Annotated in this window: 19 protein-coding genes; 9 read left to right on the top strand and 10 right to left on the bottom strand. The window is 48.0% G+C overall.

Annotated features, from left to right (window positions below; all coding sequences use genetic code 11):
* Nucleotides 1-3 precede the first annotated feature (3 nt).
* A complete protein-coding gene (gene ppa / locus BM292_RS11235) occupies nt 4-534 on the bottom strand; it encodes an inorganic diphosphatase (RefSeq protein ID WP_092858612.1) in 531 nt (176 codons plus the stop codon).
* Nucleotides 535-575: 41 nt separating this feature from the next.
* Nucleotides 576-1,568: a class 1 fructose-bisphosphatase gene (locus BM292_RS11230; protein ID WP_092858610.1), complete on the bottom strand. Its 993-nt coding sequence runs from the start codon at nt 1,566-1,568 to the stop codon at nt 576-578.
* A gap of 150 nt (nt 1,569-1,718) precedes the next feature.
* Between BM292_RS11230 and mpl the strand changes: the two genes are divergently transcribed.
* From mpl to panP, 6 genes are read left to right on the top strand one after another with little or no spacing between them, the layout of a single operon-like run.
* On the top strand, nt 1,719-3,062 hold the full coding sequence (mpl, locus tag BM292_RS11225; protein WP_092858608.1) for a UDP-N-acetylmuramate:L-alanyl-gamma-D-glutamyl-meso-diaminopimelate ligase: 1,344 nt from the start codon (nt 1,719-1,721) through the stop codon (nt 3,060-3,062).
* Nucleotides 3,063-3,086: 24 nt separating this feature from the next.
* Entirely contained in the window at nt 3,087-3,707 is a 621-nt protein-coding gene (locus BM292_RS11220) for a flavin prenyltransferase UbiX (protein WP_092858607.1), read from the top strand.
* A gap of 3 nt (nt 3,708-3,710) precedes the next feature.
* A complete protein-coding gene (locus tag BM292_RS11215; RefSeq protein WP_092858605.1) occupies nt 3,711-4,658 on the top strand; it encodes an ABC transporter ATP-binding protein in 948 nt (315 codons plus the stop codon).
* A gap of 1 nt (nt 4,659) precedes the next feature.
* On the top strand, nt 4,660-5,436 hold the full coding sequence (locus BM292_RS11210; RefSeq protein ID WP_092858603.1) for an ABC transporter permease: 777 nt from the start codon (nt 4,660-4,662) through the stop codon (nt 5,434-5,436).
* A complete protein-coding gene (gene trmB / locus BM292_RS11205) occupies nt 5,433-6,137 on the top strand; it encodes a tRNA (guanine(46)-N(7))-methyltransferase TrmB (protein WP_245751936.1) in 705 nt (234 codons plus the stop codon). The genes BM292_RS11210 and trmB overlap by 4 nt, the downstream gene beginning before the upstream one ends.
* 51 nt (nt 6,138-6,188) lie before the next feature.
* Nucleotides 6,189-7,850, top strand: a complete 1,662-nt coding sequence (gene panP, locus BM292_RS11200; RefSeq protein WP_092858601.1) for a pyridoxal-dependent aspartate 1-decarboxylase PanP — start codon at nt 6,189-6,191, stop codon at nt 7,848-7,850.
* On the opposite strand, the gene panC is transcribed toward panP, so the two are convergent.
* From panC to sfsA, 7 genes are all read right to left on the bottom strand, one after another.
* Nucleotides 7,847-8,683: a pantoate--beta-alanine ligase gene (gene panC / locus BM292_RS11195; RefSeq protein WP_092858599.1), complete on the bottom strand. Its 837-nt coding sequence runs from the start codon at nt 8,681-8,683 to the stop codon at nt 7,847-7,849. The two genes, panP and panC, sit on opposite strands and share 4 nt — an antisense overlap.
* A 5-nt stretch (nt 8,684-8,688) precedes the next feature.
* Complete coding sequence (gene panB, locus BM292_RS11190) at nt 8,689-9,483, bottom strand: 3-methyl-2-oxobutanoate hydroxymethyltransferase (protein WP_092858597.1); 795 nt, start codon at nt 9,481-9,483, stop codon at nt 8,689-8,691.
* Between the two features lie 39 nt (nt 9,484-9,522).
* Nucleotides 9,523-10,002 (bottom strand): 2-amino-4-hydroxy-6-hydroxymethyldihydropteridine diphosphokinase, encoded by a 480-nt coding sequence (gene folK / locus BM292_RS11185; protein WP_092858595.1) that lies wholly within the window; start codon nt 10,000-10,002, stop codon nt 9,523-9,525.
* The gene (gene pcnB / locus BM292_RS11180) at nt 10,002-11,426 is read right to left on the bottom strand and encodes a polynucleotide adenylyltransferase PcnB (protein WP_092858593.1); all 1,425 of its coding nucleotides are present in this window, start codon (nt 11,424-11,426) and stop codon (nt 10,002-10,004) included. The genes folK and pcnB overlap by 1 nt, the downstream gene beginning before the upstream one ends.
* A 42-nt stretch (nt 11,427-11,468) precedes the next feature.
* Entirely contained in the window at nt 11,469-12,341 is an 873-nt protein-coding gene (gluQRS, locus tag BM292_RS11175; RefSeq protein ID WP_092858591.1) for a tRNA glutamyl-Q(34) synthetase GluQRS, read from the bottom strand.
* Nucleotide 12,342: 1 nt separating this feature from the next.
* A complete protein-coding gene (gene dksA / locus BM292_RS11170; protein WP_055439665.1) occupies nt 12,343-12,795 on the bottom strand; it encodes an RNA polymerase-binding protein DksA in 453 nt (150 codons plus the stop codon).
* Nucleotides 12,796-12,907: 112 nt separating this feature from the next.
* A complete protein-coding gene (sfsA, locus tag BM292_RS11165) occupies nt 12,908-13,612 on the bottom strand; it encodes a DNA/RNA nuclease SfsA (RefSeq protein WP_092858589.1) in 705 nt (234 codons plus the stop codon).
* 68 nt (nt 13,613-13,680) lie between these two features.
* On the opposite strand from sfsA, the gene pepB reads away from it, so the two are divergent.
* From pepB to mrcB, 3 genes are read left to right on the top strand one after another with little or no spacing between them, the layout of a single operon-like run.
* On the top strand, nt 13,681-14,967 hold the full coding sequence (gene pepB / locus BM292_RS11160; RefSeq protein WP_092858587.1) for an aminopeptidase PepB: 1,287 nt from the start codon (nt 13,681-13,683) through the stop codon (nt 14,965-14,967).
* A gap of 4 nt (nt 14,968-14,971) precedes the next feature.
* Nucleotides 14,972-17,410: an ATP-dependent helicase HrpB gene (gene hrpB, locus BM292_RS11155; protein ID WP_092858585.1), complete on the top strand. Its 2,439-nt coding sequence runs from the start codon at nt 14,972-14,974 to the stop codon at nt 17,408-17,410.
* On the top strand, nt 17,407-19,692 hold the full coding sequence (mrcB, locus tag BM292_RS11150; RefSeq protein WP_177203839.1) for a penicillin-binding protein 1B: 2,286 nt from the start codon (nt 17,407-17,409) through the stop codon (nt 19,690-19,692). Before hrpB ends, mrcB begins: the two co-directional genes overlap by 4 nt.
* Here the strand turns inward: mrcB and hemL are convergent.
* Nucleotides 19,684-20,967: a glutamate-1-semialdehyde 2,1-aminomutase gene (hemL, locus tag BM292_RS11145; protein ID WP_092858583.1), complete on the bottom strand. Its 1,284-nt coding sequence runs from the start codon at nt 20,965-20,967 to the stop codon at nt 19,684-19,686. The two genes, mrcB and hemL, sit on opposite strands and share 9 nt — an antisense overlap.
* Nucleotides 20,968-20,982: the final 15 nt, after the last annotated feature.

Below are 20,982 nucleotides of genomic sequence, written 5' to 3'. Positions count from 1 at the left end.
GGCTTATTTCTGCTTCGCGCGCTCGAATGAAGTCATGATCTCTTCTTTCGCAGCGTCGATGTCACCCCAGCCTTCAACTTTTACCCACTTACCTTTTTCAAGCTCTTTATAACGCTCGAAGAAGTGAGTGATTTGGGCTTTCAGTAACTCAGGAAGGTCGTCCACATTGCTAATGTGATCATATTCCTTGGTTAATTTGCTAACTGGAACCGCAATAACTTTTGCGTCTTCACCAGATTCATCGGTCATCTTCAATACGCCAACAGGGCGACATTTAATGACAGAGCCTGGTTGCAATGGATAAGGTGTTGGCACTAAAACGTCCACTGGGTCACCATCAAGCGACAAGGTTTCATTGACGAAACCATAGTTACATGGATAGAACATTGGCGTCGACATGAAGCGGTCTACCCATAACGTGCCGGTGTCTTTGTCTACTTCATATTTAATCGGATCTGCATTAGCAGGGATTTCAATGATAACGTTTACTTCTTCTGGCAGATTTTTACCTGCGCTAACGTGACTTAAGCTCATGTTTTTTCCTGTTTCAAAGACGATAAAATTATGGGGCAATATTATACGGTCTTGTCGCCCGATTGCGAACCCTCTAAGTACCGCAAACACGTTTCAACCTCGTGCTTGGCACCAAGAATAATGCCGACGCGCTGATGAATATCAGTGGGCTGAATATCCAAAATTCGCTCTTCGCCACTGTGCGCAGCGCCGCCAGCTTGCTCAATGAGCCACGCCATCGGGTTGCCTTCATACATTAACCGCAATTTATACGGTTTGTTGGCCGAACGCGCATCCCATGGATAAGCAAATAAACCGCCCCGACATAAAATACGATGCACATCAGCTACCATTGCGGCAACCCAGCGCATATTAAAGTTTTTCGCGCGCGGACCGCTCGTGCCAGCTAACAAGTCATCAACATACAGTTGCATACCTTCTTGCCAGTGACGGAAATTAGACATGTTAATGGCAAATTCTGATGTTTCCGGCTCGATTTTCAAGTCTTTCTTCGTGAGTAAGAACTCACCAACCGTTTGGTCTAAGGTAAATAGACGTAAGCCTTGACCAGTGGTAAAGGCAAGCATGATAGACGGGCCGTATAAGATATAACCGGCGGCAACTTGGTTTTTACCAGGTTGCAAGAACATATCAACATCGCCGCTATTGTTTTCAGGTACCGGCAAAACTGAAAAAATGGTACCGACCATGCTGTTGATATCAATATTCGAACTTCCATCAAGCGGGTCAAAGGCAACCAAGTACTTACCTTGTTCGTTGCCAAGCACAATGCCTTCTTCTTCTTCCGATGCAACGGCACGAACATGTTGACATTCCAGCAAGATCTCTTTGATCAGCTGATTCGACAAAATATCCAATTTCTTCTGCGTTTCGCCTTGAATATTTTCCGATAGCGTCGAACCAAGCACGCCGGCTAACTCGCCCTGCCCAACACGAAAAGAAATCTCCTTCGCACAAATTTGCAAGGAATTAATAACTGATATCAGAGCTTCGTCGACCTGATCATGGCGTAAGGTCGGAATTAGGCGTTGCATGGAACCCTCGTGAAATTACTTGTTAGTTGCGAACCGAGTTTTAAACGCGGCTAAGTTTACCGCAAATTTAAGCAAATTGCCTGCTCAGATTGTCGTCGTGTGAATGTGCCGTGATACACTAAGGTTAATATAAAAAATTGAGTGAAACCCATGCATATTCATATTCTTGGAATCTGTGGCACCTTTATGGGTGGTATTGCTGCACTGGCGAAGCAACTTGGACATAAAGTGACAGGTAGTGATGCTCAAGTGTACCCGCCAATGAGCGACCAATTGCGTCAACTTGGTATCGAACTGATTGAGGGCTACGAGCCGAGCCAGTTGGAACCGCGTCCTGATTTAGTGATTATCGGTAATGCACTGAGTCGTGGCAATCCGGCGGTCGAGGCCGTGTTAAATCAACGTATTCCCTACACATCTGGCGCACAGTGGCTTCACGATGCGTTACTGCAACACAAATGGGTGCTGGCGGTAGCTGGTACCCATGGTAAAACCACGACTTCTAGCATGTTGACTTGGTTGCTCGAGTACGCTGGTTTGAAACCTGGCTTTTTAGTCGGTGGCGTATTGGCGAACTTTCAGCAATCAGCGCGTTTGGGTGAGAGCGACTTTTTTGTCATTGAAGCAGACGAATATGATACGGCGTTTTTTGATAAGCGCTCGAAATTCGTTCATTACTGTCCAAGCACGTTGGTGCTGAATAACCTTGAATATGACCATGCCGATATTTTTCCTGATTTAGCGGCCATTCAGCGGCAGTTTCACCATTTGATACGAGTGGTGCCAAGCTATGGACGAATCTTTTATCCAGAACATGAACAAGCGTTGTGTGAAGTACTAGCGCAAGGTTGCTGGAGTGAAAAAGTCACAATTGGTAAGGATGGAGAGTGGGTTGCTCAGCTCGTTCAAGCGGATGGTAGTGCCTTCGAGGTTTTCTACCGTGGCGAAAAACAAGCGACTGTGGAGTGGTCTTTAATCGGTCAACACAACGTATATAACGGTCTGATGGCAATCGCAGCCGCGCATCATGTTGGGGTGCCAGTTACGGTGAGTGCGGAAGCCTTTACGCAGTATAAAAATACCAAGCGTCGGCTCGAATTGCTCGGCGAGGTAGCAGGCATTAAAGTTTATGATGACTTTGCCCATCACCCGACGGCAATTACCACAACATTGGCCGGTATGCGCAAGAATGTTGGTGATGCGCGTATCATTGCCGTGCTAGAGCCGCGCTCGAATACCATGAAGCTTGGCACCATGGCTGATGCGCTAGACGGTGCATTAGCTGATGCGAATGAAATTTTTATGCTGCAACCAGACAAGGTACAATGGTTGGTTTCTGAGAAAGTACCGCGCGCTCAGGTTGGCAATTCGGTCGAACAGTTAGTCGAGATGATAAGTAATCAAGTTCGTGTTGGTGACCATATCGTGATCATGAGTAATGGCGGTTTTGGGAATATTCATCAACGATTGCTGGCCAGCTTAAAAGCGTCGTAACCAATGAACTGATAAGGACAAAGCATGACTCGGTCAAGCGTTACTGTAGCCATTACTGGTGCGTCCGGCGCGCCATACGCTGTGCGCTTATTGGAATGTTTGTTAGCACAACAGCAACAGGTTCATGTGCTGATGTCGAGTGCGGCAAGAGTGGTATTTGCAACCGAGTTAGATTGGCAACTACCAGCATCGCCGCAAGGCATGAGTGAAGCATTACAACAGCACTTTGGTGTGGGCGCAGAACAATTGCGTGTCTACGGTAAAGAGGAATGGTTTTCGCCGGTCGCCTCGGGCTCTGCTGCACCAAAGAAAATGGTTGTCTGCCCATGTTCAACCGGCACGTTATCAGCCATTGCCCATGGTAGCAGTGATAATCTTATTGAACGGGCTGCCGATGTCGTAATGAAGGAACGCGGGCAACTTATTTTGCTACCGCGCGAAATGCCCCTTTCAGCAATTCATCTCGAGAATATGCACAAGCTCGCGCTTTTGGGTGTCACGATTATGCCAGCAGCCCCTGGTTTTTATCACAAACCGGAATCAATCGATGACTTGGTCGATTTCGTGGTGGCACGCATCTTAGATCATCTCGGCTTAGAGCAAACAATACAACCACGCTGGGGATACGGCGAGGAGTCAAAATAATTTATGAAAGCACTTTCTATTCGTGGATTAAAGAAAACTTATAAAGGCGGACATGTTGCCCTTAAGGGTATCGATTTAGATGTTGAGGAAGGCGATTTTTTCGCGCTACTTGGGCCAAACGGTGCCGGCAAATCAACCACCATCGGTGTCATTTCGTCGTTAGTGAACAAAACTGAAGGACAAGTGAATGTTTTTGGTTTTGACCTCGACACGCAACTGAGCGATCTGAAACGCCAAATTGGTCTTGTTCCGCAAGAGTTTAATTTCAACCAATTTGAAACGGTACAACAGATTGTGGTGAATCAGGCTGGCTACTACGGCGTACCGCGTGAAGTCGCAAAACAACGCTCAGAAAAGTACCTGAAGCAATTGAGTTTGTGGGATAAGCGCAACAGCCCTGCGCGTATGCTGTCTGGCGGTATGAAACGTCGCTTAATGATTGCACGTGCGTTATTGCATGAACCCAAACTATTGATTTTGGATGAGCCAACAGCAGGCGTCGATATCGAATTGCGACGTAGCATGTGGGATTACCTTGAAGCGATTAACAAACAAGGTATTACGATCATTTTAACCACACATTATCTAGAAGAAGCAGAAACCTTATGTCGCAATATTGCGATTATTGACCAAGGCACCATTATTGAAAACACCTCAATAAAGCGCTTGTTGGCCACCCTGAATATGGAAACTTTTGTATTCGACCTAGCGCCAAATGACGTTGATGATGTCGCGCAATCTCTGCAGCTAGAAGGCTTTAATTGGCGTGCTGTTGATGGCCACACGATTGAAGTGGACGTTGAAAAGAGCCAAGGGCTTAACCGCGTTTTTGAGCAACTAAGCCAACAGAAAATCACTGTATTATCCATGCGGAATAAAGCAAATCGCTTAGAGGAATTGTTTGTGAATTTAGTCGAAAAGGGCCGTCAGCCAGCGGCTGCGGGAGCGTAATATGACATCTTCTATTAGTTACATTGCACTCAAAACCATTTGGATTAAAGAATGCACCCGGTTTTTGCGTATTTGGGTTCAAACCCTGGTACCGCCGGCCATTACAATGACCCTATACTTTGTGATTTTCGGTAGCATTGTTGGTGAGCGTATTGGCGAGATGGGCGGACGTCCGTACATGGAATTTATTGTGCCAGGATTAATCATGATGTCGGTGATTACCAACTCCTATTCAAACGTTGCCTCGTCGTTTTTTAGCGCGAAATTTCAACGCAATATTGAAGAGATGCTTGTAGCACCAGTATCTCCAGCCGTCATTATTGGTGGTTATGTTGGTGGTGGCCTAGCGCGAGCGCTGATTGTCGCGGTGATTGTTACCTGCGTGTCGTTTTTGTTTGTCGATAACGTCAGTATTCATAATCTATTGATTTTAGTTTTGACCGTGATTTTGACCTCGACCTTATTCTCTCTTGGCGGTCTGATTAACGCGGTACACGCAAAAACATTTGACGATATATCGATTGTGCCAACTTTCGTATTAACGCCACTGACTTACTTAGGCGGTGTATTTTTCAGTATTCAATTGTTGCCAGGAATTTGGCAGACGGTAGCGCAAGCAAATCCAGTGTTATACATGGTGAATGCATTCCGTTACGGCTTTCTTGGCGTTTCTGATGTGAACGTCGCGGTTGCGTTGACCGTTATTATCGGCTTTAACGTCGTGCTATTTGTTACCGCTTATACCTTATTGAAGCGCGGCGCAGGAATTCGTTCGTGAATCAGGAATCAAGAGCAGTTACCACGAATCAGCATGGCAACCACGATGACCTGGTTGCTGTTGTCATGCGCCATTTGCGCTCGCCGTTTCGTAAGCCAATCCAAGAACATAATCGCGAAGCATTTGCGCAAGTGCAAAAGCTAGTCGCTGATTGGCGAGGGCCGATTATCTTAGATTCGTGTTGTGGTGTTGGCGAGAGCACCGCATATATCGCCGAGCAAAATCCGAACGCATTAGTGATTGGTGTTGATAAGTCAGCGCATCGACTTGGTCGTCACGCCCATTATCAAAATGCCGAAGCCGGCCAGCGATACATACTAGTGCGTGCTGATTTACATGACTTTTGGCGCTTAGCCGTTGAGGCGCATTGGCAATTGGATCAGCACTATATTTTATATCCGAACCCATGGCCAAAAGCCGCCCACCTCGGCCGTCGTTGGCATGGCAGTCCTGTTTGGCCTTATGTGTTAGGTCTGGGAGGGCGTTTGGTTATGCGATCAAATTGGGTGACTTATTTGACGGAAGTTGCTAGCAGCTTGGCATTGGTCAATTGCAGCGCTTCAATATCGCCACTACTGGCTCGGCATGAACCAATCACACCATTTGAGCGGAAATATCAACGTAGTGGTCAGCAACTATGGGAATTACACGCGCAGTTGCCGGAAGATGGTCGATATTTTTCTGCAATCGAGGCAGAATAGAGCGCCGCATTCTTTAGGAATCAAGGGCTCAGGAATCACAAGGAAATTTGTTTGAGCGACAACAATTTTGCAGAAGTAAGCCAAGAAGCGTTACTGAAAATATTTACTATTCCCGAAGCGCCAGACTCCACGCTTGGCAAAATCGAGAAGCACCTCTCAGAAAACCTTATGGGATTCTTGGGAGAGCATATTGTTGCCCGCGAAAAGCCGTTGCATGAAATTGAGCAGAATTTTAGCTCTAGCGAAATCCCTGAAGAACCTCGATATGTATCCGATCATACCGAATTCTTATTAAATAACCTCGTTGCCCATTCGGTACACACGTCATCTCCGCGTTTTATCGGACATATGACGTCAGCTTTGCCATATTTTCTGTTGCCATTGGCAAAGCTTATGGTCGGGCTCAATCAAAACCTAGTTAAAATAGAAACCTCAAAAGCATTCACACCACTTGAGCGCAACGTATTAGGTATGCTGCATCATTTGGTTTATCAGCAGAATGAGAGTTTCTATCAGCGCTGGATGCATAGTGCGCAGCACTCGCTAGGAGCGATGTGCTCTGGCGGAACCATTGCGAATATTACCGCGCTGTGGGTTGCTCGAAATCTAGCACTGCGCCCTGATGGCGATTTCGCTGGTATTGCAGCTGAAGGGCTCGCTGCCGGCTTGGCGCATTACGGGTACAAGCGCCTCACCATTATGGTGTCTGAGCGCGGTCACTACTCACTGGGTAAAGCTGCCGACGTACTCGGGATTGGTCGGCGTAACTTAATTGCTGTGCCAACCGATGAGAATAATCGAATTCGTATCGATAAATTGCGTGAAGCTTGTGACAAAGTTGCCAATGAAGGTGGCCGAGTGCTTGCCATTATTGGCGTTGGTGGCACTACCGAAACGGGTCACATTGATCCTTTGAATGACCTTGCTGATGTGGCCGAGGAGATTGGTGCTCACTTTCATGTTGATGCCGCATGGGGTGGGGCAACCTTGCTATCGCACCGGCATCGTCAGTTACTGCGAGGCGTTGAGCGCGCTGATAGTGTTACGATTGACGCGCATAAGCAAATGTATGTGCCCATGGGTGCTGGCATGGTGCTGTTTAAAGACCCGAGTATGGTGCGTGCAATTGAGCATCACGCCGAGTACGTGATCCGTCATGGCTCAAAAGACCTCGGTGCACACACAATGGAAGGCTCACGTCCCGGTATGGCGATGTTGGTCTACTCAGCAATGCATGTTATGGGGCGCCGCGGTTATGAGCTGTTAATCGACCAAAGCATCGAAAAAGCACAAGAATTTGCCGAATTAATTAAACAGCAAGATGACTTTGAGTTAATTACTGAGCCAGAGCTTTGTTTGTTAACCTATCGCTTTGTGCCGACGAAAGTGAAGCCATTATTGAAACAGGCAAGCGCTGAGCAAATCCGCCGAATTATGCCGCATTTAAATGCACTCACGCGATTTATACAGAAGCGTCAACGTGAAACCGGTCGCTCATTTGTATCGCGGACAAAAATCACGCCAGCGCAATACCATCGCGAGCCGACAGTCGTATTCCGTGTCGTGTTAGCAAATCCGCTCACAACGAAAGAAATGCTCGAAGAAGTGCTCGAAGAGCAACGGGAGATTGCCGCGCAAGCGATGAGCTTACGCGGGGCGCTTTACACTGAGCTACGTGAGTTAGGATTGGTGCGTGAACCGCACGGTCGTTAACGATCGAACTGCAAATTATCAATTAGACGCGTTGTGCCAAGATAGGCCGCCACGAGCAATACGAGTTGGCGGTCGGTCTCCTGAACCTGAGCTAAATTATCGCGACGTCGCAGCTCGAGATAATCCATTCTAAAACCTTTGCTTTTCAGATGTTCTTGAGCTTCTAATAAGGCTTGCTCAACTGCGGTACCAGATTGAATCGTGGCGGCCGTTTGTTGCAACGTTTGATAAATTACAGGCGCTATATTGCGTTGTTTCGCCGACAAATAACCATTACGCGAACTCAGGGCAAGACCATCGTCAGCTCGCTCGGTTGGCATGCCAATAATATCGACAGGCAAACTCAAATCTTGCGTCATCAAGCGAATCACTTGCAGTTGTTGGAAGTCTTTTTCGCCGAATACCGCCACATCTGGTTGCACCATATTAAATAGTTTTGCAACAACCGTAGCAACGCCACGAAAATGTCCTGGTCGGCTGGCGCCACACAAAATATCTGAAATCTCAGGAACTTCAATGAAGGTTTGTTGGGCTAAACCTCGCGGATACACATCGGCGACGGTCGGTGCAAATACCGCCGTGACTTTGCGCTCGGCAAGGGCAAGACAATCTGCGTCGAGCGTGCGTGGGTAGCTATCGAGATCTTCATTGGCGCCAAATTGCATGGGGTTGACGAAAATACTCACCACAACATGCTCGGCATGTTGCTTCGCTAAATCGACGAGCTTCAAATGACCTTCATGAAGGTTGCCCATTGTTGGCACCAGTGCCACGGTACCTTCCATTTGATTCCGCCAGCCGCGAAGCTCCTCAAGACTTTTCAATAGCTGCATGATGATTACTCGAATGAATGCTCTGGGCCCGGGAAACTACCATCTTTGACTTGCTTAATGTAAAGCTCAGTTGCACTGGCTAAATCGCCAGCTTCGGCAAGAAAGTTTTTCACAAATTTAGGTAAGTAATCGCTATTCATGCCAAACATATCGTGCATGACAAGGATCTGACCATCTGTGTGAGGACCAGCGCCGATACCAATGACTGGAATAGACAATTTCTCGCTAATCAGTTGGCCTAATTCGGTTGGCACACACTCTAGCACTAACATTTGGGCACCAGCCTGCTGCAAAGCAAGTGCTTGGCGAACTGTATTTTCTGCTGCGCTTTGCTCACGACCTTGAATTTTATATCCACCGAGTACATTGACCGATTGTGGCAGCAAGCCCAAATGTGCACAAACCGGCACACTGCGTTCTACCAGCATACGAATAGTTTCGAGTAACCAATCACCGCCTTCCAGTTTCACCATGTTGGCGCCAGCGCGCATGAGTTTTGCAGCCTCTTGGCAAGCCTGTTCTGGCGTGGCATAACTCATAAATGGCATGTCAGCCATCACAAAAGCATCCGGTGCGCCACGTCGCACGGCTTCGGTGTGATAGGCAACTTGTTCAACGGTAACCGGTAGCGTTGTCGCTTGCCCTTGAATGACGTTTCCTAGTGAATCGCCGACGAGCATGAAATCCATGCCACAATTTGCAAAGAGTTTCGCAAAAGATGCGTCGTAAGCGGTAATTGAGACGATTTTGTCTCCCGCAGCTTTCATTTTGGTTAATTTCGAAATCGTCATGCCCGCCATAGCGAACTCCTTGCGGCAACCTAGAGAGGGTCGATTGTATCAGGTTATTTTTTTAAGGTCATGATGCGTCATGTCAATCAGTAGCGACGCAACACTTCGACCATTAGGTAAGTTCAGTTCGGGTGCTAGTTCGGCTAGTGGAATGAGAACGAAATCACGTTCTGTCATACCCGGGTGCGGTACGCACAAGCGAGGTTCATTGATGACCTGATCATCATACAGTAGCAGGTCGAGATCTAACGTACGTGGTCCCCAATGTCTTATGCGTTGGCGACCAAACTGGTTCTCGACAGTCTGCAGTAAATCAAGTAATTCAAGGGGCGCTAAGTCGGTCTCAGTACAGCACACCGCATTCACATAATCGGGCTGATCACTTGGGCCCATCGGCGTACTGGAATAGAGCGAACTGCTGCGTAAAAACTGTAATTGCGGCAGGCCACTTAAGTGCAAGATTGCGTCTTTAAGTGTCTGTACTGGATCGCCCAAGTTGGCTCCAAGCGCAATGTATGCAGTCGCCATTACTCTGCTCTTTTGTTTGTTTTTGCGCGGCGACGACGGCCACCACGGCGACCGCGCTTCTTGCTTGGTCTGCTTTCATCGGCTGCCGCTGGTGCTGGACTAAACTCCGTATTTTCTTGCAGTTTCGTCCAGAACTGAGCGCGCTGCTGTAGCGGCTTTTGTTCAAGCGGCGTTGCAGTTTTCGCGCGTAACAATAAAAAGTCATAAGCGGCGCGGAATTTTGGATGCGTCAACAAACTATTGATGCGTTTCCCTTTAGCACGTTCCATGCGTTGCTGTAATTGCCAAATTTCGCGGGCTGGGATGCTGAAACGTTTTGGAATAGCAATGGTTTGCACTTGGCGTCCAATAACATCTGCAGCAGCTATGTTGAGCGCATCAACAGGCGGTAAGCCACTCTCAACACTTAACTGCTCCATACGCGCTTGCAGTGGCCACCAAAGTAACGCGGCAAATAAATATGCTGGCGTAATCCGTTGTTCATTGCGAACTCGTGTATCGGTATCCAAAAACGTTTGGCGAAGCATTTGATAAGGCGCTTCTGTTGGCGCGGTTAAGTAGGACTTTAACAACGGAAATAGTTGCTGGAATAAATGATAATCCACTAGCATTTCAAAGTTTGCCAAACCTTTACCGGCGGTAAATAACTTTAAGACTTCTTCAAACAATCGTGCCGGTGGAATGTTTTGTAGCAGCGGCGCGAGTTCCCGAATAGGCTTGGCAACCGTATCATCGAGGCGCATGTTGAGCTTTGTGGCAAAGCGAATCGCTCGCAACATGCGTACTGGGTCTTCACGATAACGCGTTGGTGCATCGCCGATCATGCGTAGCACGCCAGCTTCGATATCCCTCATGCCATCGGCAAAATCAACAATACTGAAATCGGCAATGTTGTAATACAGGGCGTTAACCGTAAAGTCACGGCGTTGCGCATCTTCCTCGATAGTCCCGTAAACATTGTCGCGAAGGAGCATACCCTCATCATCTTGTTTGGAAATTTTATCAGCGCGTTTGTTATCCACATCATTATCGGTGCCATCGTCGGTATTATCATGATGGCCACGAAATGTCGCGACTTCGATGATTTCGCGACCGAAGACAACATGAGCCAAACGAAAACGACGGCCGACCAAGCGGCAATTACGAAATAGTTTACGGACTTGCTCAGGTGTCGCGTTGGTGGCGATATCAAAATCTTTGGGATGCAGACCAAGAATCAAATCACGCACGCATCCGCCTACCAAATAAGCTTGGTATCCTGAGTTATGCAGTCGGTACAGCACTTTCAGAGCCGGTTCTGAAATATCTTTGCGCGAAATCGGATGTTTATCGCGAGAAATAATTTTAGGTTTGGCGAGAATATTCTGCGGTAAATTTGCGTTGTCCGCAGAGCGCTTCAATGCGCGTTGAGCCAAAGCTTTCATGCGTTTGATAATAAGAGGTTCTCCAGCTAATGTCGCAAACGGTTATATTGTATCCTGCTGGCGCGCTTCAGGGAAGCTTCTCGCTTGCCATTGTGCCACCGCATCAGTGAGCATTTGCGGTATATTTAAACGGCTATTGGGTGTTAATCCGAGAAACCGCATTGCAGCTTGCAGTTGTTCTTTTGCGTCCGTGTTACTTAGTGCTGGCGCATGATTTTGTTTACTGAGCTTTCGGCCCTGCTCATCAAGCGCTAATGGCACATGCTTAAAATGTGGTGTGCGGTCGGTAAAATACCGCCATAGGTTGAGCTGCCAACTGGTTGCTGTAAGTAAGTCTTCACCACGAACAATATCTGTAACACCTTGTTCAATATCATCAACCACCACGGCCAACTGATAAGTAAATAAACCATCGCGGCGAAACAATACAAAATCTTCACCAGCAAAATTGGGCTCGATATCGACATGACCTTGCCAACCATCGTTGAAACTAAGTATTGGGTCATCGTTGCGAAAACGCACTGCTGAGTTAGGAGAGCGGATATGTTTATGACGGCAGGTTCCCGTGTAGTAAGGGCCAAATGCCTTGATTTGTTTACGTGTACAGGTGCAGCGGTAGGTTAATTGGAGATGTTGAAGTTGTTCGAGTGCTTGTTGATAAACTTCGGTGCGTGCACTTTGGTACCAGATTTCACCATCCCAATGTAACTCATGGTGTTTGAGCTGCTCTAGAATAACTTGGTCAGCACCAGCAACAGCGCGCGGGGTATCAACATCCTCGATACGAACCAGCCAAGTTCCGCTATTTGCGCGGGCATCAAGATAGCTCGCAAGGGCGGCAATCAGAGAGCCAAAATGAAGAGGCCCCGACGGAGTCGGGGCAAAGCGTCCACAGTAAGAAAAGGATGCGGCCATATTAGGCGCCAGTCATTTGCTTCTCTTTGATTTCAGCTAAAGTTTTGCAGTCAACACAAAGGTCGGCAGTTGGACGAGCTTCTAAACGGCGAATGCCAATTTCGATTCCGCACTGGTCACAAAAACCAAAATCGTCGGCTTCGATTTTTTGCAGTGTTTTCTCGATTTTCTTGATTAATTTGCGCTCGCGATCACGCGTACGTAGCTCTAAACTGAATTCTTCTTCTTGCGCAGCACGATCAACCGGATCAGGGAAGTTTGCTGCTTCATCTTTCATATGGTGCACGGTGCGATCGACTTCTTCACGCAATTGCGCGCGCCAAACTTCAAGAATTTTACGAAAATGCGCACGTTGCGCCTCATTCATGTACTCTTCGTCCGGCCCGAGCTCGTATGGCTCCAAACCAGCTTGTGCCAGAATGCCATGGGCTTTTTTCGGCGTTCCTTGAGGCATTATGGTTCTCCTGTATGAGACGTTGTTATTAAAAAGGTCGGTACATATACCAGAAAGCGAATACCGGCGCAATTTAATTTCTAATTATTTACGCCAGTCGCAATCGTTATGTTTACATTAATACCGGTAGTTCTCGTAACGGTGATATTCCTGTCGGTGTCAATTTACATCCCAGTGCATAAAACTCAACACCAACTTCTCTCGCAGCACGGCAAGCATCGGCGTATTTGGGGTCAATGTGGTCAGCTGCGCTGACTTGCTCAATCCCACTGTGTAAAACTGTATACAAAACTAAAGCGCGATGACCATCGGTGACCATATCCTGCAAACTGCGCAGATGTTCGAGCGCGCGTTTGCTGACGGTGTCCGGAAAGTAGCCCTGATTATGCGTGGCGAGTGTGACACTTTTTACCTCAATAAAAGTGTGACGCTGCTGTGAATCGATACCAAACCAATCGATGCGGCGATTATCATAGCCATATTTTTGCTCGGCACGTAAATTTTGTACCCCTTGCAAGGGTGCAAGAAGGTTGTGGTCAAGTGCTTCACCGGCAATTTGGTTGGCACGATGAGTGTTCACGCAGATAAGATGACCGGCAAAGTCTTCAACGAGTTCCCAAGTGTAACGATATTTGCGTTTCGGGTTCGCAGAATCACTTAACCAAACCCGCATGCTGGGTTCGGCACACCCTGTCATCGCGCCGGTATTTGGGCAATGCACTGTGATAATATCGCCATTTTCCAATTTAACATCGGCTAAAAATCGTTTATAGCGTTTAATTAGCACCGCCTGTCGTAAAGGGTTGTGAAACAGCATTGTCAGCCTCATATAGCTCGGATACGATAGAGCCTTAAAAGTCAAAAACATACTGGGAGCGTATTCGCATGTCTAGCACTGTATCTGTCTTTGTTTCGACACAGCAACCAAATCAATCGGCGTGGAAGCCTAGCACCGCAGTGATTTTAGGTGAGCAAGGAGCAACGATTTATGTTGGTGATAACGAAGCTAATAACTTGCGCAAGATACAAAAGGCAGGTCGTCAGCTCGATTCAATGGGTGTGAAATCGGTTTCCCTCAGTGGTGAAGGTTGGGATATTGAGCGTCAATGGGCGTTTTCAAATGGCTTTACTGATACGTTAACCAAGAACCAAATCAGCTGGGCGGGTGCCGCGGAAAAAATGCAGCAACTTCGCGAAACTGCAGCTTGGATTCGGCAGTTAATCAACTTGCCGCCGAATGAAATTTATCCAGAATCACTCGCGAGCAAAGTTGCTGACAAACTAAGCGGTATTGGTGGTGATGCAGTCACCGTGAAAACCATTGTGGGTGACGATCTGGTTGCAGACGGTCGGATGGGTATTCATACCGTTGGTCGCGCGAGTAAGCGCCCACCGGTGATGTTGGTGGTAGATTACAATCCATCCAAAAATGCTAATGCACCAGTTGATGCGGTACTGATCGGTAAAGGCATCACCTTCGACAGCGGTGGTTATAGTATCAAAGCCAGTGAAGGCATGTTGGCCATGAAGTGTGACATGGGCGGCGCAGCCACTGTTGCAGGCGCTTTGGTACATGCCATCCAAGAAGGTTTACAAAAGCGCGTACAATTGGTGTTGTGTTGCGCAGAAAACTTGATTGACGGCAGCGCCTATAAACTCGGCGATATTATTACCTATAAAGATGGTCAAACCGTAGAAATCGTCAATACCGACGCTGAAGGTCGCTTAGTGTTGGCTGACGGATTAATCTATGCTGGCGAGGTTAAGGCGCCGCTAATTATTGATGCCGCGACGTTAACAGGGGCCGCTCAGGTTGCCGTTGGTACAGAATACAATGCGTTGTTTAGTGTTGATGATAGCTTGGCCGAATCGACCCTCAAAACAGCAGACGAGCAACGTGAACTACTCTGGCGTCTGCCGTTAAATCATTGGCATAAAAATAATTGTCCGTCAGCGTTTGCTGACACAGCGAATAGCCGTCCGCAAAAAGGTGGCGGAGCTGGTGGTGCAAGTAATGCGGCGGGTTTCCTATTGCGTTTTGCGCCAAACGATGGCGCGGGGTGGTTGCACTTTGATATCGCTGGTGCCTATAACGGTAGTGCCAATGCGATGTGGCCAGCCGGTGCAACTGCACTTGGATTTCGAACCATCGCCGCAACCTTATTGAAGTAATTCTATGACAACACCACAGGTGCTGCCGGTCACAGCACTGATCGATGATGTGATTCGGCTATTGCCGAGTGCACCTGTGGTGCTTGAAGCGCCGCCCGGCGCTGGTAAGTCAACAGCGCTCCCACTTGCTCTCATGCAGAGCGAACAGTTGCAAGGGCAACGCATTTTGCTCCTGCAACCACGCCGCATGGCGGCACTCTCCATTGCGCACTTTTTAGCCGAACAGCTTGGTGAAGCCGTTGGTGAGTCGGTCGGTTACCACATTCGTGGCGAAGCGAAGTTTCATGCGAACACACGACTTTTGGTGATTACCGAGGGCATGTTCACCCAATATATTCAGCGTGACCCCGAACTAACCGGCACTGGGATAGTTATTTTTGATGAATTTCATGAGCGCAATCTTGCCACTGATTTGGGGTTGGCAATGGCTCTCGAAAGCTTCCATTTGCGCACAGATTTACGCTTACTAATCATGTCAGCAACGCTACCTGCGCAAACGATTGCAAATTGGCTTGGCGATGCTCACGTTTTACAAAGTGCGGGTAGGCAGTATCCAATTCATATTCAGCACCGCCCGGTGCCGGCGAACGAAGATTGGTTGCAGGCATTACCGCGTGTTGTTCGCGAAGCCATGACACTCGCCAATAAGGGGGTGCTGGTATTTGTGCCGGGTAAGCGTGAGATCGATCGTTTGTATGAAGTTTTTAGTGCTGAGACCGATTGGCAGGTCATGCCATTGCATCGCCAGATTCCTCTCGCACAACAGAAACAAGTACTCAATGCAAATGACTCTCGCAAGCGATTGGTGATTTCAACCAATATTGCTGAAACCAGTGTGACCATTCCAAATATTGATGTGGTTGTGGACAGCGGGCGAGAGCGCCAAGCGCAGTTTTACCCGCAACACGGTATAACCAAGCTCATTACCAGCCGAATTAGTAAAGCGTCAGCGACTCAACGCGCAGGCCGGGCCGGGCGCACCGGGCCTGGTCACTGCTTACGGTTATGGGCAGCAGCCGATGAACATGGTTTGAGAGATTATCAAGCGCCTGAGCTGGAAACTTCTGATTTAACCAGTTTCTTATTGGAATGCAGGCGCTGGGGCTCAAGCCCAGAACAATTACAGTTTTTTAGTGCCCCCAACCGCGGCAATCTGGCACAAGCTACGACATTACTGAAAACACTTGAGCTGTGTAATGCACAAGGATCATTAACCACATTGGGGCACCAAGTTGCTGAGCTTGGCACCGAACCACGTCTAGCAACGATTCTAACGCGCGCTAAATTAACGTCACCAACACATCTCGCCACTGCAGCTTGGTTGGTTGCGCAATTAGAATTGAATGTTGAGTCGAGTCAATTTCCGCTGGCGCTCGAGCGATTGACGCCATTGTTGCGTCAGCGCTATCGCTATTGGTGTCAGCAATTTGCGCTTGCACAACCACAAGTGAACCCTAATCTCGCCAGTGAAGTCTTGCTGTGGGGCTTTGCTGATCGGGTTGCGAAACGACGTGCGAGCTCCGATCGTTATCTTTTGAGTAATGGTGCGGGTGCGATGTTTCATCAGCAGGATACCCGCACCCGCGACGAATGGTTGTTGGTTGTGGAGATGACGCTATCAGAGCAACAACGTGATGCAATTATTCGTGCTGTGGTGCCATTATCGGATGCCGAGCTTAACCATCCTGCAATTCAACGTGAACAACGCTTAGAAGTGCGTTGGCAAGGGCCGAATCAGCGACTTCAAGCAATTGCAGTAGATGCCATTGGCGCCATCATCGTTCGCGAGATGTCGAAACCTGATAAAGTGACTGCTGAACAGCGTCTGCATGCGTTAAGTGGTTATGTCAAAGCACAATTGCTTGAGCAGGGGCTGAATTTATTTAAGTTAAATCATGAAGCACAGCAGTGGCTGGCGCGGGTAAACCTCTACCAAATGCTACAGCAGCCAAGCGATTGGCCGCAGTTTGATTGTGAATCGTTGGCTCATGAAATTGCGCAGTGGGCGGAACCATACTGGCAGTCTATTGAGAGTCTCAGCCAACTGCATGCGTGGAATCCGCTACCTGCATTACAAGCACGATTGACTTATCAGCAGCAACAACAGTTGGATGAAGCTTGCCCTGTGGCTATTCAAATTCCGAGTGGACGCTCTGTTAGGATTGATTATTGTGCTGAAAAACCAACGCTTTCGGCCAAGCTACAAGAACTATTTGGGGAGCCAGTTTCACCAACAATCTGTTATGGGAAACAAAGTATTACCATAGATTTACTTTCTCCAGCGGGACGTTTGTTGCAACGCACAGCGGATTTAGCTAGTTTTTGGGAAAATGCTTATCAACACGTCAAAAAAGAAATGAAAGGGCGCTACCCAAAGCATCCTTGGCCCGATGATCCACTTCAAGCCCAAGCAACGCACAAAACGAAGAGACAGTTACAATGACCCGAAAGAAAAAATCGCCGCCGAAACCCACACTGCTTCGTCGTATTCTGATGTTGGGGTTAAAGCTGTCGATTGTTGGTATGGTGATTTTGGTCGCTTATCTTATTTACCTCGACGCAACCCTAACCGAAAGGTTTAGTTCAAACCGTTATCAAGCACCTGCATTAATCTACGGGCGTAGTTTAACCCTTGAGCCGCAAGCCGTGATTAACAAAGCAACCGTCGTCGCTGAACTGCGACGTCTCAATTATCGCGCAGTAAATACGATTAAGGATTCAGGCCAATATCGCTCAACTGAGTATGGCGTTGAGTTCTATCGACGCCCTTTTGATTTTGCAACGGGTCCGCAAATGGCCAAACGCGTGCAGGTTAATTTTGCCGGTAATCGCGTGCAATCAATCATGAGTTTGCCAGATGGTCGCAGCTTGAATCGTATTCAACTGGAACCGCCTTATTTGGGCCGACTGTCCGGTGGTAACAGCGAAGACCGGTTGCTGGTTGGGCTTGAACGTGTTCCGAGCCTTTTAATTGAAACTCTATTGTTGATTGAGGATAGAGACTTCTATCATCACTCCGGTGTTTCGGTCACCTCCATTGCCCGCGCAGCTCTCGCCAACTTGTCAGCAATGCGCACGGTTCAAGGTGGCAGTACGTTGACGCAACAGTTAGTGAAAAATCTCTACTTAACCCGTGAAAGATCGTTGTGGCGAAAAGCGAACGAGGCCTTAATGGCGATAGTGCTGGATTATCGTTTTAGTAAAAATGAGATTTTAGAAACTTATCTGAACGAGGTGTATTTTGGACAAGATCGCGGCTCGGCAATACATGGCGTTGGGCTTGCCAGCCGATTGTATTTTGGTAAACAAGTTGAGGAATTAGATGCGGCAGATATCGCTCTGTTGGTGGGAATTATCAAAGGGCCATCGTATTACGATCCGCGTCGTTATCCTGAGCGAGCACAAGAACGCCGCGACCTGATATTGCAATTGATGTTTGCGCAAAACCTCATGAGTAAAGCGCAGTATGTGGCGAGTGTTAGTCAACCTGTTCTGCCTGCAGGAACGGGACGATTAGTTACCGAAAACCTGCCGCATTATATGGAATTAGTGAAGTTCGAATTAGGGCGCTTAAATCTGCCGGCAAATTGGCAACAAGAAGGTTTACGCGTGTTTACCTATTTTGATCCGGTAATTCAAAACGCTGCCGAAGCGGCCATTATCACGGAGCTACCGCGAGTCAGTGATGATGAAAAACTGCAGGGTGCGATTGTTGTGGCAAACCATCAGGCGGCGGGTGTTACCGCCGTGGTAGGGGACAAAAATCCGCGCCAGGTAGGTTTTAACCGAGCCGTTGCGGCCATGCGCCCCGTTGGCTCGTTAATAAAACCGCTAATTTACGCCGACGCATTTCAATCGTTACCCGACTTTGAATTAGGTTCATTGGTTTATGATGAACCATTGCAATTGGAACAAGCCAATCAGCCAGTTTGGATACCTCAAAATTTTGATAAAAAATTTGAGGGTAAAATGCTGGCTTATGACGCGTTAGCACAATCACGCAATGTTCCAGCGGTGCGTCTTGGCATTGAAGTTGGCATTGAACGTTTAACTGAATTGCTACAGATGAGCGGGGTGGACTCACCGATTCCAAGTGTGCCGGCAATTACTCTAGGTGCTGTGCCTTTATCACCAATGGCAATTACAGAGATCTATACCATGTTGGCGCAACAAGGAAGCCATCGGGCATTACAGAGTATACGAGCGGTAACTAATCATGAGGGGTTGATGGTTTATGAGCGTCAGTTTTCAAAGCCTCAGCGAGTATTTAGCGAAGCCGCAGGCTTTTTAGTGAATTTTGGTTTGCGGGGCGTGATTAATGAAGGTACCGGTAGCAAATTAGCTGATGCCTTCGGGGTGAATAAGTTAGCTGGAAAAAGCGGCACCACGAATGACTACCGTGATAGCTGGTTTGTCGCATACGATAACCAGCACGTTGTAACTGTGTGGCTCGGGCGAGACGATAATCAACCGGTACAGCTTACTGGCAGTAGTGGTGCACTCAGAGTGGTACAGCAGGTGCTAGAACAAATGCCCATAGCGCCATTGCAATTGAATTCACCATTAGTTGTAGAGGCAGCGGGCTTTCATCCGCAACTTGGCGTACGCATCCCAGTGGATTGCAATAACGCACGATTATTACCAGCGAGACAAAAAAAATTGCCCGAGGACCTTGGGTGCTCGGGCAATATTGAGGAAAAACCGTGGTGGCAGCGCTTATTTTAGCGCTGCGAATGCTACTTTTGCTGCGGCTAAGGTTGCATCGATGTCCGCATCGGTATGTGCGGCTGACATAAAGCCCGCTTCAAAAGCCGATGGTGCTAAGTATACGCCTTGTTTCAGCATGCTGTGGTAGAAGCTACGGAAGTGTTCCATATTACACTGCGTTGCTTGCTGGTAGCTGGTAATTGGACCATCTGAGCTAAAGAAAAAGCCAAACATCGAGCCAGCGCGGTTCGTGGTAAATGGAATACCCGCTTCATCGGCAAGCGCTTGTAAACCATCAACCAACCGATCAACTTTTGCATAAAGCCCTGGGTAGAGTTGTTCGTCATCAAGTTGTGTCAGCGCTGCTAAACCGGCAGCCATGGCAACTGGGTTGCCTGATAATGTCCCAGCTTGATAAACCGGGCCGACCGGCGCAATGTAGTCCATAATTTCGCGTTTACCGCCAAACGCACCAACTGGCATGCCGCCACCAATCACTTTACCTAAGGTGGTTAGGTCAGGCGTCACTTGATAACGTTCTTGAGCACCACCCCGCGCCACGCGGAAACCGGTCATCACTTCGTCGAAAATCAAGACGCTACCATATTCGTCACAAATCTCACGCAAACCTTCTAAGAAGCCTGGTGCCGGTGGAATACAATTCATGTTTCCAGCAACGGGTTCGACGATAATTGTCGCAATTTCATGCCCAACTTCGGCGAAAACATCGCGAACTGAATCAATATCATTGAAAGTTACAGTGAGTGTATGTTTGGCAAAATCTTCCGGAATCCCCGGTGAATTAGGCACGCCAAGGGTTAAAGCACCTGAGCCTGCTTTCACCAACAAAGCATCTGCGTGACCGTGATAACAACCTTCAAATTTCAGAATTTTGTCGCGTCCAGTAAAGCCGCGCGCCAAACGAATGGCGGTCATGGTTGCTTCGGTACCAGAGTTAACCATACGTACTTTTTCAATCGACGGTACCAACGCTTTGATTTTTTCAGCCATGGTGATTTCATTGGCTGTTGGTGTACCAAAGCTTAACCCACGGTCGACGGCTTTATGGGTTGCTTCACGAATGGCCGCATTATTGTGACCAAGAATCATTGGCCCCCAAGAACCAACATAATCGATATAGCGCTTGCCGTCGGCATCAAACATGTAGGCGCCATCAGCGCTTTCGATGAAAATCGGTGAGCCACCAACGCCATTGAAAGCGCGAACGGGAGAGTTCACTCCACCCGGGATGCTGTTTTGAGCTTGCGCGAATAATTCGTCAGAACGTGACATTCGTTTCCTCGTAAT

The sequence above is a fragment of the Pseudidiomarina tainanensis genome, assembly GCF_900115255.1.
Lineage (GTDB): Bacteria > Pseudomonadota > Gammaproteobacteria > Enterobacterales > Alteromonadaceae > Pseudidiomarina > Pseudidiomarina tainanensis.
Note: the sequence above shows the minus strand (reverse complement) of the source record. Positions and strands in the feature narration are given on the sequence as shown.